At 47.9% G+C, this 12,608-nt stretch carries 11 protein-coding genes, 1 tRNA gene and 3 pseudogenes; 6 read left to right on the forward strand and 9 right to left on the reverse strand.

The window, feature by feature from the left end:
* From HUX64_RS17665 to HUX64_RS17680, 4 genes and pseudogenes are all read left to right on the forward strand, one after another.
* Nucleotides 1-323 (forward strand): transposase (locus tag HUX64_RS17665; RefSeq protein WP_246247112.1); only part of this gene is annotated, 323 nt, incomplete at its 5' end.
* On the forward strand, nt 299-649 hold the full coding sequence (gene tnpB, locus HUX64_RS17670; protein WP_174627526.1) for an IS66 family insertion sequence element accessory protein TnpB: 351 nt from the start codon (nt 299-301) through the stop codon (nt 647-649). The genes HUX64_RS17665 and tnpB, both read left to right, overlap by 25 nt.
* 31 nt (nt 650-680) lie before the next feature.
* Nucleotides 681-2,243, forward strand: coding sequence for an IS66 family transposase (gene tnpC, locus HUX64_RS17675; RefSeq protein ID WP_174627527.1), 1,563 nt, complete (start codon nt 681-683; stop codon nt 2,241-2,243).
* 30 nt (nt 2,244-2,273) lie between these two features.
* Nucleotides 2,274-3,853, forward strand: a pseudogene (locus HUX64_RS17680) (IS3 family transposase).
* Between the two features lie 345 nt (nt 3,854-4,198).
* Here HUX64_RS17680 and HUX64_RS17685 read toward each other — a convergent pair.
* From HUX64_RS17685 to HUX64_RS20565, 7 genes are all read right to left on the reverse strand, one after another.
* Nucleotides 4,199-4,558, reverse strand: a complete 360-nt coding sequence (locus HUX64_RS17685) for a hypothetical protein (RefSeq protein WP_174627528.1) — start codon at nt 4,556-4,558, stop codon at nt 4,199-4,201.
* A complete protein-coding gene (locus tag HUX64_RS17690; protein ID WP_174627529.1) occupies nt 4,539-4,778 on the reverse strand; it encodes a hypothetical protein in 240 nt (79 codons plus the stop codon). Before HUX64_RS17690 ends, HUX64_RS17685 begins: the two co-directional genes overlap by 20 nt.
* A gap of 215 nt (nt 4,779-4,993) precedes the next feature.
* Nucleotides 4,994-5,233, reverse strand: a complete 240-nt coding sequence (locus tag HUX64_RS17695) for a hypothetical protein (protein WP_174627530.1) — start codon at nt 5,231-5,233, stop codon at nt 4,994-4,996.
* Nucleotides 5,234-5,375: 142 nt separating this feature from the next.
* Entirely contained in the window at nt 5,376-6,152 is a 777-nt protein-coding gene (locus HUX64_RS17700; RefSeq protein WP_217426600.1) for a hypothetical protein, read from the reverse strand.
* 370 nt (nt 6,153-6,522) lie between these two features.
* Complete coding sequence (locus tag HUX64_RS17705; protein ID WP_174627532.1) at nt 6,523-7,653, reverse strand: tyrosine-type recombinase/integrase; 1,131 nt, start codon at nt 7,651-7,653, stop codon at nt 6,523-6,525.
* Nucleotides 7,654-7,801: 148 nt separating this feature from the next.
* Nucleotides 7,802-7,877 (reverse strand) — tRNA-Lys (locus HUX64_RS17710).
* A gap of 496 nt (nt 7,878-8,373) precedes the next feature.
* The gene (locus HUX64_RS20565; RefSeq protein WP_174627533.1) at nt 8,374-8,496 is read right to left on the reverse strand and encodes a hypothetical protein; all 123 of its coding nucleotides are present in this window, start codon (nt 8,494-8,496) and stop codon (nt 8,374-8,376) included.
* 904 nt (nt 8,497-9,400) lie between these two features.
* Here HUX64_RS20565 and HUX64_RS19395 point away from each other — a divergent pair.
* Nucleotides 9,401-9,763 (forward strand): annotated as a pseudogene (locus HUX64_RS19395) (reverse transcriptase domain-containing protein); the annotation flags it as partial.
* A gap of 31 nt (nt 9,764-9,794) precedes the next feature.
* The gene (locus HUX64_RS20570; RefSeq protein WP_425484279.1) at nt 9,795-10,073 is read left to right on the forward strand and encodes a group II intron maturase-specific domain-containing protein; all 279 of its coding nucleotides are present in this window, start codon (nt 9,795-9,797) and stop codon (nt 10,071-10,073) included.
* Between the two features lie 519 nt (nt 10,074-10,592).
* Here HUX64_RS20570 and HUX64_RS20575 read toward each other — a convergent pair.
* Both HUX64_RS20575 and HUX64_RS17735 read right to left on the reverse strand, forming a co-directional pair.
* Nucleotides 10,593-11,355 (reverse strand): annotated as a pseudogene (locus HUX64_RS20575) (transposase); the annotation flags it as partial.
* 340 nt (nt 11,356-11,695) lie between these two features.
* The gene (locus HUX64_RS17735; RefSeq protein ID WP_174627536.1) at nt 11,696-12,361 is read right to left on the reverse strand and encodes a tetratricopeptide repeat protein; all 666 of its coding nucleotides are present in this window, start codon (nt 12,359-12,361) and stop codon (nt 11,696-11,698) included.
* Nucleotides 12,362-12,608: the final 247 nt, after the last annotated feature.

Consider the following 12,608-nt stretch of genomic DNA (forward strand, 5'->3'; position numbering starts at 1 on the left):
GTGAGCTGGTTGAAGCCTGTCTACAGCCAGGGATTTCGGTTGCCCGAATGGCACTGGAACACGGCATCAATGCTAATCTGCTGCGCAAGTGGATTAACCAGTATCGTGAAAATAATAGCTCAGCGATCCCTGGCGCCCCGTCCGCGCTATCGGCCTTTGCGCCGGTGCTGTCACTGGAAACCCCGAAGTCGGTAGAGATTTCCCTCAGCGTGACGTTGGCCAATGGGGTTAAGCTGGCGTTACAGGGGGTTAGGCTGAGCGATCTTTCGCCTTTATTGAATGATCTGGCCGCTTTGCCATGTTCCGTTTCGAACCGGGATTAAAGGTCTATTTGCACCGGGAACCGGTCGATGGCCGCAAGGCCATCAATGGTTTGGCGCTGCTGGTCGAGCAGGCATTGGGTTTGAATCCGTTTGAACCGGCCATTTACGTGTTCAGCAATCGGCGGCGGGATCGGATCAAACTGCTATTGTGGGATCGCACCGGCTTCTGGTTGATGATCAAGCGACTGGAAGCCGATCGATTTTGCTGGCCGAAAGAAGCGGCAGTGGTGATCTTGACGGTCGAGCAACTCCACTGGCTGTTAGCCGGTATTGACCTGGCGGCGATGCGGCCGCATCCGGTGCGAATGTATACAAAAACCGGCTGAAACAATGACTTAAATCGAGTAAAATAGCGTCATGACGACGACCATTACGCTTTCCGACTCAGACTACCCAGCCTTACTGGCCGAACAGCAACGGCTGGCGAATCAACTGCGCTTGGTGACGGTCGAGCGTGATCTGTTGAAAGAACGCGTGAAGGCCTTTTTGCATCGACTGTATGCCGCCAAGTCCGAAGCGCGAACCCATCCAGCCCAGCGTGACCTATTTCTGAACGAAGCCGAAGCACTAGCACCACCAGGTGCGCCGGTGGCCGAGGAAGTCACACCCGAAGCGATCGACGTGGCTGGCCATAGCCGCAAGAAGCGCGGCCGCAAACCGCTCGACCCCTATCTGCCGCGCGAGATCGTGCGCCACGAACTACCGGAAGCCGAACGCGTGTGTGCGCACGATGGGGCGCGTCTGGTGGAAATCGGCACCGAAATCAGCGAACAGCTCGACATCGTGCCGCAACAAGTGCGGGTGATTCAGCATCACCGTATCAAATATGCCTGCCCCTGCTGCGACGAAAGCATTCGGGTCACGCCGGCACCGGCACGTGTTATCCCCAAAGGCTTACTCACCGAAGCGGCCTTGGCCTGGGTTGTCACCGCCAAATATCAGGATAGTCTGCCGCTGTATCGGCAAGCCGCCCTGTTAGGCCGCTTCGGCGGCGATCTGTCGCGTACCACCCTGGCAGCCAGCATGGTGCGTGTCGGCCATGCGGTGCAACCCATCATCAATCTGCTGCGCGACCATCTGCTGGAGGCCGACCTGATCCTGGGCGACGAAACCGTCATCCAGGTGCTCAAGGAATCCGGGCGAGCGGCGCAAAGCAAAAGCTACCTATGGGCGCAAATGGCCGGCTCCGGGCCGCCGATCCGCCTGTTCAGCTACACGCCGGGGCGCGGCGGCACGCATGCGCAACCACTCTATGAAGGCATTAAACCCGGTGCGGCGCTGATGAGCGACGGCTATGAGGTGTATAACGGCATTGCCACTTCGCGCGGTGTGATTCATCTCGGCTGTTGGGCGCATGCACGCCGTTATTTTGTTGAAGCGGAAGCGGCCATCCCCAAAACCGCACGTGGACGGGAACAACTAGCGACGCAGTTTATTGCCGCGATTGGCGAGTTGTATGCCATTGAAGCCAAGGCGAAAGAACTAAGCCACGATCTGCGCGGACAAAGGCGGCAGGAACAAAGCCGGCCGGTTTTGGCCAAAATCGAAGGGCTACTGTTACAACATCTGCATGGGGTAACCCCCGGTAGTTTGCTGGGCAAGGCCTTGCATTATCTGTCGTCGCAATGGCCCAAATTGACGCGTTTCATCAAGAACGGCGCCTGGCCCATCGACAACAACCTCTGCGAGAACGCCATACGCCCGTTTGTCGTGGGTCGCCGCAACTGGTTGTTCTGCGACACGGTGGCCGGAGCTCGTGCCAGCGCCAATCTCTACTCGCTCATCGAAACTTGCAAAGCCAACAGCATCGAACCTTACACCTATCTGGTGGCATTGTTCCGCCAGTTGCCTCTGGCAAAAACCGTCGAAGATTTCGAGGCATTGCTACCTTGGCAACTCGTCGAGCCAAAAACTGCATGATAAACTGCTACAACTTCGTTCTGAAAATCAATGGCGTGGTTTAAAGGGCGCTTACAAAAGAAGACCTATTATACGAAAGCGTTTCGGCAACAGGCGTTGGAGAAAGTTTATAATCGGGGCGATCGCACTGTACAAGCGATTGCTGAAGATTTAAACCTCAATACCTGGACATTGAAGAATGGGATGAAATTACCGAAAGAAGCGGTTGAGAGCCCAGCCGGACTGATCACCAAAAGGCCCCAAGACTGGAGTCTAAGCGAACGTTTTCAACTGATCCTGGACAGTCAGGGTAAAGAAGGAGAAACGTTGAATGCCTGGTGTCGAGAGCAAGGGATTTTTCCTCATCATTTACACGCGTGGCGTCATGACTTTGAAACCGGCACGTCAGAAGCCGCCGTGAGCCGCTCAGAATGGCGTGACCTGAAAGCGAATTACCAAATGTTACAGCGTGAACTGAAGCGCAAGGAGAAAGCTTTGGCGGAGGCCGCAGCCTTACGGGTGTTGCAAAAAAAGTATCAGGCGCTCTGGGAGGAAAAGGACGAATGATTACCTTAGCAGAGCGCCAACAAATTATGTCCTGGATAGAGGAAGCCCACGGGGCCGGGGCTCGTCGGAGTCGAGCCTGTGGCGTGTTGGGGATCGCCTTGCGCACATTACAACGGTGGCAGCAATCGGGTGAGGTCTCGGAAGACGGTCGTCGTGGTCGCGCTGTGATTCCCGCCCACACACTCAGTGATCAGGAACGCCAGGCGGTGTTGACGGTCGCCAATTCGGCGGAATTTGCGGCGTTGTCACCCAGCCAAATCGTGCCGATCCTGGCCGAGCGGGGTCAGTATCTGGCCTCAGAATCGACCTTCTACCGGATTTTGCGCGATGCCAAGCAACTTAAGCATCGTCAGGCCAGCCACGTGGCCAGCCCCTGCCGCAAGCCGAAAGCGCTGAAGGCCACCGCGCCCCATCAGCTGTACATCTGGGATATTACCTATCTGCCCACATCCGTCAAAGGCGTTTTCCTGTATCTGTATCTGTTCATGGATGTCTACAGCCGCAAGATAGTCGGCTGGCAGGTGTACGAACGCGAGAGCAGCGAGTGGGCGGCCGACATTGTGCGTGATATCGTGCGCCGGGAAGGCATAAAACGGCAGCAGGTGACCTTGCATTCCGATAACGGCGGACCCAGGAAGGGCGCCACGATGCTGGCCACCCTGCAGACCTTGGGCATCCTGCCTTCGTTCTCCAGGCCGGCGGTCAGCAACGATAATCCCTATTCGGAAGCCTTATTCAAGACCCTCAAATATCGCCCGGAATATCCGGCACGCCCATTTGCTGAGTTAACTCAAGCACGGCGCTGGGTCACTGGATTTGTTGATTGGTATAACCTTGAACATCGGCATAGCGCCATTCAGTTTGTCACGCTGAATCAGCGACACACCGGACAAGATAGGGCGATTTTGAAACAGCGAAAAACGGTCTATGAAGCCGCAAAAAAGCAACGTCCGGAACGCTGGCGCGGTGAAACACGGAATTGGGAGCCTGTGCGCGTGGCTCATTTGAATCCAGACCAGAAGGACAAAAAATTGGATCGGCAGGCTTTGAAAAAAGCCGCTTAATTTAACGATTGAGGCGACAGTTATTTTGACAATTACCGAAGTTGTCAGCAGGTTGCCCGGTTTGGGCTTCCAGTTTCTTTTTATAAAATATTCAGCCTCCAATGATTCGTGGAAATGTGTTCCATCAAAATAGGGCGTGGTCACAAGGTTTATCCTTTTTGCTTTGTATAGATATGGCTGTAACAGTAGTACATGCTCTCTAGCCGAACGGGTTGGGTATTTTCGTTGCCCCTACAAGCCACTAAAATTAAGCCCCCAGTTCGCTGACAAAACCAGTCATAGCACTAAAAGGGCTTAGGTATTCGGTGACAGTAACCATGCTGGTTTCGTAGCCGAACAATGGCCTCAATTTTTAGGTGCCCAACTTTTCCACTCATGCGTCGGTTCTTGATTTAAAAAAGGCCTAAACGTTAATCGCCAGGATCGTGCTTTGTTGGCATAAAAATCCGCTTCATCAACCAGCGCAATAAATCCCAGTTCCATCAACTCTGTAAAAAGTGCTGATGCAGTACTACGAGAGCATTTCATTGATCGGGTAGTTTGAGTAATGCCGTAGTCAATTGCTTTATCTTCACGCCAGTGGCGTTGCATTAGTGACATTAGTTTTACGGATTTGGCACTAAGGTGTTTATAAGCCAATGAATCAATCATCGAGAGCGGCTGAACAATAACTCCACCTGATACCTTAAACTTCAGTTTTGCCATGCATGAGCCTTTTAACCGGTAAAACTCTACCGTTTTCAATCATTCGTTCACGCTCGACAGTAATTTCGGCAATGACCACGGCCTCCTTATCGCCTCCTCTGGCCGTTAATAATTGAACAGGGGTGTCGTCTTCTTTAATCTGCTGGCGCGCCCAGTTTAGGCATTGCTGCCAGCCGGAGTTACTAGTTTTGTCCTGCTGTATTGCAAAGAAGGTTCGCATGGTAAAATTATTTATTAATCAAGTATTTTATCTACAAAATCTGCAATGGTTTGATTACGCTTAGCATTGCATATTAGTATTTCCACTCACATCAAAACCGTGCTTTCTTTTTTCGTTTTGCCATCGGTTAAGAACGCTTTTGTGCACTTAGTTGCGCACTTGGTTTTTAAAGGCTTGATATTCGTGGTGGTGCATCGCATTTAGAATGCTGTGCTTTATGAATCGCTCGCCTTTTGTTTCAGTAACCAATCGACGAAAATCGATTTCTTGATGTAAAGTTTTCGGGAAATTTTTAAAATAGCTCCAACTTGTTCCAGTCCGTTTTTATGACGGGTTTTGAGTAGCCAGTTTAATTGAGGTTTGGTGAATAAATGCGGATGCGCTGCGTGCAAGGTATCCACGGTCACTACATCCTCAAGCGGGTCTGGAGTGGTTTGGGGGGTTATCACGTCCATAAGGTATATGCTCCGGTCAGGTTAAAATGTACAGCGTCGTTTGGCTGATTCCGGGAGAAATCTTATGGGCAAAAAAAATCCCCAAGCAACTGGGGATTTCGGGGGATTAGTCGAGGGGATTTATAACTTATTAATTAACAAGTTATTTTTTCTTATTAAATATCCGCACCCATTGCGCCTTGGGATATTTACTTTTCCATTCAATATACTTTGCATGCTCACCTTTTCTTGATTTTATGGCGCCTGCCTTTATTAATAAATCATTAATAATTTTGCCATCCCTCGCATTCAAATTTTCCATATTTTCGAAACAGTATCGGCGCAAATCAGCGGTTTTAGCGTGGGGATAGTTGATCAGAACTTGATGGACAAACCGGATAAGTAATGCCTCCGGTGAGTCATCGGAATGAATTTCAGCCTTAACCCTATCACGTTTTTTCTGGTTAACATTCCCAAACGATCGCTCAGTAGCGGATGAACATACTGTCATTCGGATAGGGAGTTGCTCGGAAGGTTGTTTTTCCCACCATTTTGACAACGGCACTTCCGCCGCCAAAGGCCACTCCCTGTAATCCTGTAAGTGTTTACTAACCGTCTCCTTTGAAAGCTTGGCAAAGAGTCCTGAAATGTATTGTTTTCCTTTAATTTCAGGGAAAACAAGATTAAGTGTGACGTATTGATAACTGTTAAAGGGATTACCTTCACAAGGAATTCGATAATTTTGGCAAAGATATAAGAGTTCCTCTGCTTTTTCAATAATTTTACTAGTGTCATTCGCTGGATAAAGCAAGCAAGCCACTACCCAAATGGCGAGGCTGTTGGCTTCCGGATTAGCTTCAAATTCGTCATAGGCCTGAGGCCACCACTCTTTGATGATTTCTTTGGGTGGGCGCTGATCATCGCTTGAGGTACGTTTCATACTCATGTTCATCCTGTTGATCTAATCAACTTGCTCCTAAGTGTTCCGCTAGTGTTCCGCTAGTGTTCCCTTGTTTGGCTTATTGAATGTGGCTGTAGCGTTCAGTGATTGCTGATTATGGGTGCTCGAGCAACTCGGCTGTTTCAGGTAAGGTCGCGCCGTTCATAGTTAAATCCGATACTGCAGACTGCCAAGCACATGACATTTATGATGACTTCTCCTCCTCGCTAAAGCGTTTTTTATATTTTCATGGGGCATCTGCTTTAATAGCTTTTTCATGGCTCTTATTCCAGTTTTCTTGTTTTAAAAAACCAGGCCACGCGGCTGAATGAAAAGAGGCGGCATTCAGCCTTGACCTGACACATTAATATTAACCGTTAAAAATTTTCCCCATGACTCGCTCAGACAGCGCACTCTTATGATCTGTTGACAAATGGGCATAGCGCTTTGTCGTTTGTGTGCTCTTGTGGCCCAGAATCTCGGCTGTTTCATGCAATGACGCCCCATTCATGACTAGATAACTGGCTGCCGTATGCCGTAAATCATGAAAGCGGAAGTTTTTAATCTCGGCGCGCTGCATCGCTCGTGTCCACTGCACCCGGAAATCAAACGGTTTTTCTGCATCGTTAGGACTTCCAAAAATTAATCCATTGCCGACCTGTCTAAATTTTTTGAGTTCCTCCAGGGCCAGTGCCGGTATGGGATTTATCCGCGGGGATCCATTCTTGCTAGTGGCCAGCTTCGCCAGGCCTTTATCAAAATTAATATCGGTCCAGCGTAAATTGGTTATTTCCGCTTTCCTCATGCCGGTGGTAATGGCCATCAGCACGACCAGATAAAGCTTATCCCAGGTCGATTCCTGGCAAGACGCCATCAGCACCTTTCGCTCCCTGTCGTCCAAGAACCGTTCAATTTGATTAGGGGTGGCATCAATGAAAATGCCATCCACCGGATTGTCTTTTAGATAACCCCGCCGCAGGGCATATTTAAAAATACTGGACAACACGGCCTTCAATCTTAATACCGTATTGCTGGATCGGATTTTATCGGTTTCTCTGGATTTTCCCTCGCCATCCCCTCGAAGGCACTTGCCTTTTGCATAATGATCCAAGGCTCTGCGTATCTCACTGGTCGCTATGGCTTTAATAGGCTGCTTGCCGAAAATAGCCAACCAATACGCGGCTCTAGGAATTTGATTCGGGTCTTTTTTAGCCCATTGCTTACCATACTCATTAACAAGATCTTCGAAGGTCAAAAATTCCAGTTCAATACCCAGTTTTTGAAATAAGTCGAAGCCGCCCATTTCATTTACGATGTCCGGCGTGAGATTTTTTAAGTGATTAGGCGATAAAGCCAAAATGGAGTCGATATGAGCGTCAATAGTAGCGGCCCACTGTTCCGCTTGTTTTTTTGATAAAAAAGTTTTTGCTTGGATAAACGTGTAGTTCTTGCGAATGTCGGCGCGGTATTTGCCGTTTGATAATTTTCTGATAGTTGCCATGACTGCGGACTCGGATAAACGGATTAAACAATCAGTGCGCAATTTAAAAGTGTCCTATTTGTGCACTTATTTGCGTACTGCCTATGAGTTTAAAGCGTTTTCAACCGATGGCATTTAGTTGAACTCCTTGATTTAACAAGGTATTTGTTGGTGGGTCGCATGCGATTCGAACGCATGACCATCGCATTAAAAGTGCGGTGCTCTACCGGCTGAGCTAGCGACCCAACAAAGAGATAGAATTATAAGGTTTTTTTAAACTCTTGCAATATTTTTGGTTAAATTCTTTGATAAGCGGTTAACTGATGTTACGCGGCTGACTCTGAATTTGGTTACTCCAGGAGAATGAAAAAAGCAGAACAAGTCGAAGTGTTTCACAAAATTTTGAAGTACAATGCGGCCTAGGCCGAATCACCAACTCGGCGCGGAACCACTCAAAACCGCCCTGTACTTATGTCGATGTATGCTGTCTTCAAGCTGAAATGCCTGAAGCTAAAACACAAGACCAACCATTTTGCGTTCAGGGTTAAGCTCTTTATCAAGGCCGCCCGGCCGGATTGTTCTGAGCTTCAATCTCTACTGGCTGCGTAACATCAGTTTCATATGTGAAGCATTTCCGGGCCCCAGGTTAAGCAGCTTTATGCTGCCATTCAAAATCTCCGGATGATTTATAGGCCCTTAGCCGAATGCACTCGCTCCCGGTTATAAAGCACTTCAATATATTCAAAGATCGATTGCTGGGTTTGTTTGCGAAACATAAGCTGGGTGATAGACAAGCTCTGTTTTCAAGGTATGAAAAAACCTTTCCGAAACGGAATTATCCCAACAATTCCCGTTACGGCTCATACTCTGTTCAATGCCAGAGCGGTTTAACAGCTTCCTATGTTGGCCACAGGCCTATGGGCTGCCGCGGTCGCTATGCCGCTCCAGGCCTTTATCAGGCTTGCGTTTCCAACTGGCCATCGTAAAGCATCATTGATCCGTGCTGCCCGCCTGGGCTTATCCACAGACCGGTCCACCGCTTACCGTGAAGACCCATCGATCACAACCGCCCAATAGAGCCAGCCTTATGGCGGGTAGATAAGTGAGGGCGCCTGCCTAAACCTGATGGGGTTTGGACACCCAACTGCTGGTCGAGCGGCTTATCCGCAACCGCTAAATGAGGAGGGGAATGGGTGGTGGCTTGAAGTTTTCGCCGGGTTTTACGCGCCAGGCCCGCTTTGCGCATTAACCGGCCTGGGCCTTGCGGCTAACCGGCAAATCCCGGTTAAGCAACGGTTGATTCATGCCTCGGGTACCCGGGGCGGCCCTCGAAATTCGTCTGGATGATGCCGGTCAAGCCAGCACCCTTTTGTTCAGGCCGGGTCGGAGCGCGATGCAGCTAAGCCTGGTAAGCGCTTGGGAAAACTTTCATAAACCGGCATCTTGAAATGACGCCATCTTTGTTAAACTGTTGTTTGATCCACGCGACCTTCATCGGGGTTCCCTGCCAAAGCTCGCGGCTGGCTTTGTTAACCAGGTCTCTGGCTGTTTGGACAATCGGCTTATCTGATTGATTGGCCCGCTTAACCGCTGACTCTCTGAATTCGGCACTACAGACTTCTGGTTTTTATTGGCTCTTTTGAACTTACTCCTTCTTTACCCGTATGTAAGGAATGGGTCCAGTAGGGTAGCCATATCAAATTTTCAATGCTCTCTCTCAAAAAGCTAGTGCAGAATAACTGCTGGAGGCTGATATAAAGGCTGTTTCAACACTATCAGTCACGACTGCTCGATCGCCAATATCCCCACGGATAAGGCGATTCTAAAGAAATGGCTTAACGCGGGATACATGTATCAAAACGAGCGCTTCCCTACGGATGCCGGAATACCGCAAGGCGGAATGATTTCGCCGATGGCGGCTAACATGACGTTGGATGGCCTCGAGGTGATGCTTTTGGAGAAACTCCCGAAAGCGAAGCAGACAGAGCGGAAAATGAATAGGGTACGTTATGTGGATGACTTCATTATTACCGGCAACTCGAAAGAATGGCTAGAACAGGAAGTCAAACCCTCAGTGGTAGAATTTCTGGCGGAACGTGGGCTAGTGCTGTCGCCGGAGAAATCAAATTAACAAACATCAAGGATGGATTCGACTTCTTTGGCTGGAACCTGCGCAATTACAACGGCAAGCTGTTGATGAAGCCGTCGAAAGAAATGTCAGAAGTCATCTTGACAAAATCAGGGAAGCGATCAAGGCCAACAATACGGCTAAACAGGCAAATGTGATAAGGCTGTTTAATCTTATTTTGAGAGGATGGGCGAATTATCACAGCCATGTAGTCACTAAAAAAACCTTTGCTCGGGCGAGATACCACTGTCTGGTCATTAATAGGGCGATGGGCGGTAAAGGAGGCATCCAGAGAAATGAGTCGCTGGGTTAAACAAAGGTATTTTAAAACCAGAGGCACTCGGAACAGGGTTTTTTCCGCTACAGAAAAAAGAAGAGGGAACGCTAAGAGAGCTCAACTTGTTTCTGGAATCGGACCCGCCAATACAGCGGCATGTCAAGACCAAAGCAGACGCTTATCCACACGACCCTAAATGGTCGCAGTATTTCGAATCCCGGGGGGTAATAAAATGCTGAAATAATCGAGATGTCGGTCGAAACTTTATCGGGTCTGGCTAAGGCAAAATTGCCTCTGTCCTGCCTCTCAAAAGCCCATCACAAAGCTCAGGCCTTGGGATGTTCACTACTATGTGAAAAAATTGATAGCGGGTCGGAGGCTACAAGCAACCTTTACGTTCACCATCTCAGTTGCTATAAATCATACGCCGAAAATCGGGTGTGTAACCGGCTATCACAAAATACCTTTGCAGAGCCTTGATCTGTATGCCGGAAAACTCGCACGTACAGTTCTTAGGAGGTCGGGCGCGGGTAACCCCATCAAAAAATACACCCATTTCCGTGAAAAAAGAGGTAGTAAATCAGCCTTACATAATTGAAGAGCCGGCTTTTTATCCTGATTTTTATCCTGACAGGAATAAGCTGCTAAACTGGCCATGATAGGGGACCTGTAAGGGCTCAACGAGCGATGCTTCGAATGCTCAAGATCGCCAATATTCTTGAGCTGATCATTGAGGGTTTCGATGAGGCTGCACTTGCTGCAGTAGTTGATTAAAGGTCTCCCTAGCCTGAGCTTTCAGTTGTTTTTCAGGGCGGTCATCAGTTTAAGATCCTGGCCAGCCAACAGCCGGGTTAATTCTTTGGAAATAGTGTCTCGGTCGCCTAACAGCTTGCCGGTCGATGACTTGCCGCGCCCTGCTTTCCTGACCCGGGTTGGGCGCCGTGACATACGGATAGTCTTGCAGACTTTCAGGGGCATAGCATCAATAAAAGCGCTGCCTGCGAAGACGACTGTTCATAGAGGCGGTAATGGGCGCTAACAGGTCTGGCATCATTCGGTAAAGCGATTATAGCTCACCCCCGTTAGGCAAGCCGGATGACCCATAGCAGTGTACAGGCTTCAGGTAAAACCCTATGCAGAGGTTCGAAAGCCTGACTGATGGCAAGCCATTAAAATCATGATCATTTCGCTATAGCTCATGCGATGCGGGGGATGACCTTTCTTGCCGCCTTGAATGAGTTGATTCTTTTGCCATTCAACTATTAAAGGTTCGGCAAAAATTGTCCGCATCGCAGAATAGGTGTGTTAATTTCACCACTAGCAGGTGTTTTGTTTGAGAAAGTGAGCCTCGAAAACTTATTTTCTCTTTTTATAATAAAAACCTGCTTCTTTTTTTATCCCGAACTCAGGTTAATTATAAATAGTAAAAGCCTTTAATTTCATAATTATAAGAATAATAGTTGAAATTAGTGCTCTGAAATTTATGTTTCCAGGCCTTATATTGTGTTTAGCTCAAGAGTCTCGGTGAGGGCTTTATCCCCAAATACAATAGATAAACCTCTTGGAAGCCGAGAATGTAAATTGCTGAAGGTCTATCGAACAGAATCTATTACATCATGGAATTATTGATTAACCAGGAAGTAAAAATATTATTATTTTTAATTTTTCCATGCTCCAATTTTTTTAAGTTTATTTTTTAAACCTTCGGGTGGATGGCCATGCTGATAAGATTTTTTAGCAACCTCAACTGCCTCCGAATTCCTTTTGAGATCAATTAGCAAAAGTGCATAGGAGTATTCTATTTTCGAGTTTTCAGGCGAGAGCTCTAATGCTTTTTTATAAAACTTTTCTGCATTTTTATGTTGGCCTACTTTGGCTAGATAATAGCCATAAAGTGAATAAGCCATCGGATCGTTCGGGCTAAAATGAATGGCGCGCTGAAGATAACATTCGGGGGGAATTTTAATACTCTTATCTTTCCTTATTTTTTTAATTACTTCCAATTGATATCGAATAAGGCTTAATAACGCTCTATGATGATTAGGCCAAGCCCTTAAAGTGTAATCTAAATCACCGTAAGGCGTCCCCGATGAACTACCTGCGATTAGGTTTTCTACGTTAGGCGTAAAGTGGTACTCTTCAACAATATTCAGGTGCTTAGCTGGTATTAAGTGCCTTTTAGAATAATCGTATGGACCATATCCTTTAGAATTGCCACTGCATGCTTGGCCCTGCAATGTGGCGCCTACATAAGGCGCGAGTTCAGCGCAGATTGGCGCAGAAAACAATAAAAGCACGATTAAAAATTGTAAGTTTGGCTTCATAATTACAAATTAATAGACTTAAAAATATAAATATACTTTAAACGGCCATAAATGAGAATTACTAAAATAATAAATATTAATGAACAAAAAGAGCGCAAACTGTAGTGGTCAAGATGGTTCGTACACAGGGAGAGGTGGTTTAACTGCTCTGTCATAGGGACAGAGGTTAGAGGCAGATACTTTGGTCAGATTCAGCAAGAAACGAGTGATGACGGCATTATCCCAGCAGTTGCGCTTTTGGCTCATC

The sequence above is a fragment of the Candidatus Methylobacter favarea genome, from assembly GCF_902806695.1.
GTDB lineage: Bacteria > Pseudomonadota > Gammaproteobacteria > Methylococcales > Methylomonadaceae > Methylobacter_B > Methylobacter_B favarea.

Bases quoted from the DNA above. Each gene is read 5' to 3' on its own strand.
- tnpB (WP_174627526.1), top strand. From the start codon at position 299: ATGTTCCGTTTCGAACCGGGATTAAAGGTCTATTTGCACCGGGAACCG.
- tnpC (WP_174627527.1), top strand. From the start codon at position 681: ATGACGACGACCATTACGCTTTCCGACTCAGACTACCCAGCCTTACTG.
- HUX64_RS17685 (WP_174627528.1), bottom strand. From the start codon at position 4,558: ATGGCAAAACTGAAGTTTAAGGTATCAGGTGGAGTTATTGTTCAGCCG.
- HUX64_RS17690 (WP_174627529.1), bottom strand. From the start codon at position 4,778: ATGCGAACCTTCTTTGCAATACAGCAGGACAAAACTAGTAACTCCGGC.
- HUX64_RS17695 (WP_174627530.1), bottom strand. From the start codon at position 5,233: ATGGACGTGATAACCCCCCAAACCACTCCAGACCCGCTTGAGGATGTA.
- HUX64_RS17700 (WP_217426600.1), bottom strand. From the start codon at position 6,152: ATGAAACGTACCTCAAGCGATGATCAGCGCCCACCCAAAGAAATCATC.
- HUX64_RS17705 (WP_174627532.1), bottom strand. From the start codon at position 7,653: ATGGCAACTATCAGAAAATTATCAAACGGCAAATACCGCGCCGACATT.
- HUX64_RS20565 (WP_174627533.1), bottom strand. From the start codon at position 8,496: ATGAGCCGTAACGGGAATTGTTGGGATAATTCCGTTTCGGAAAGGTTT.
- HUX64_RS17735 (WP_174627536.1), bottom strand. From the start codon at position 12,361: ATGAAGCCAAACTTACAATTTTTAATCGTGCTTTTATTGTTTTCTGCG.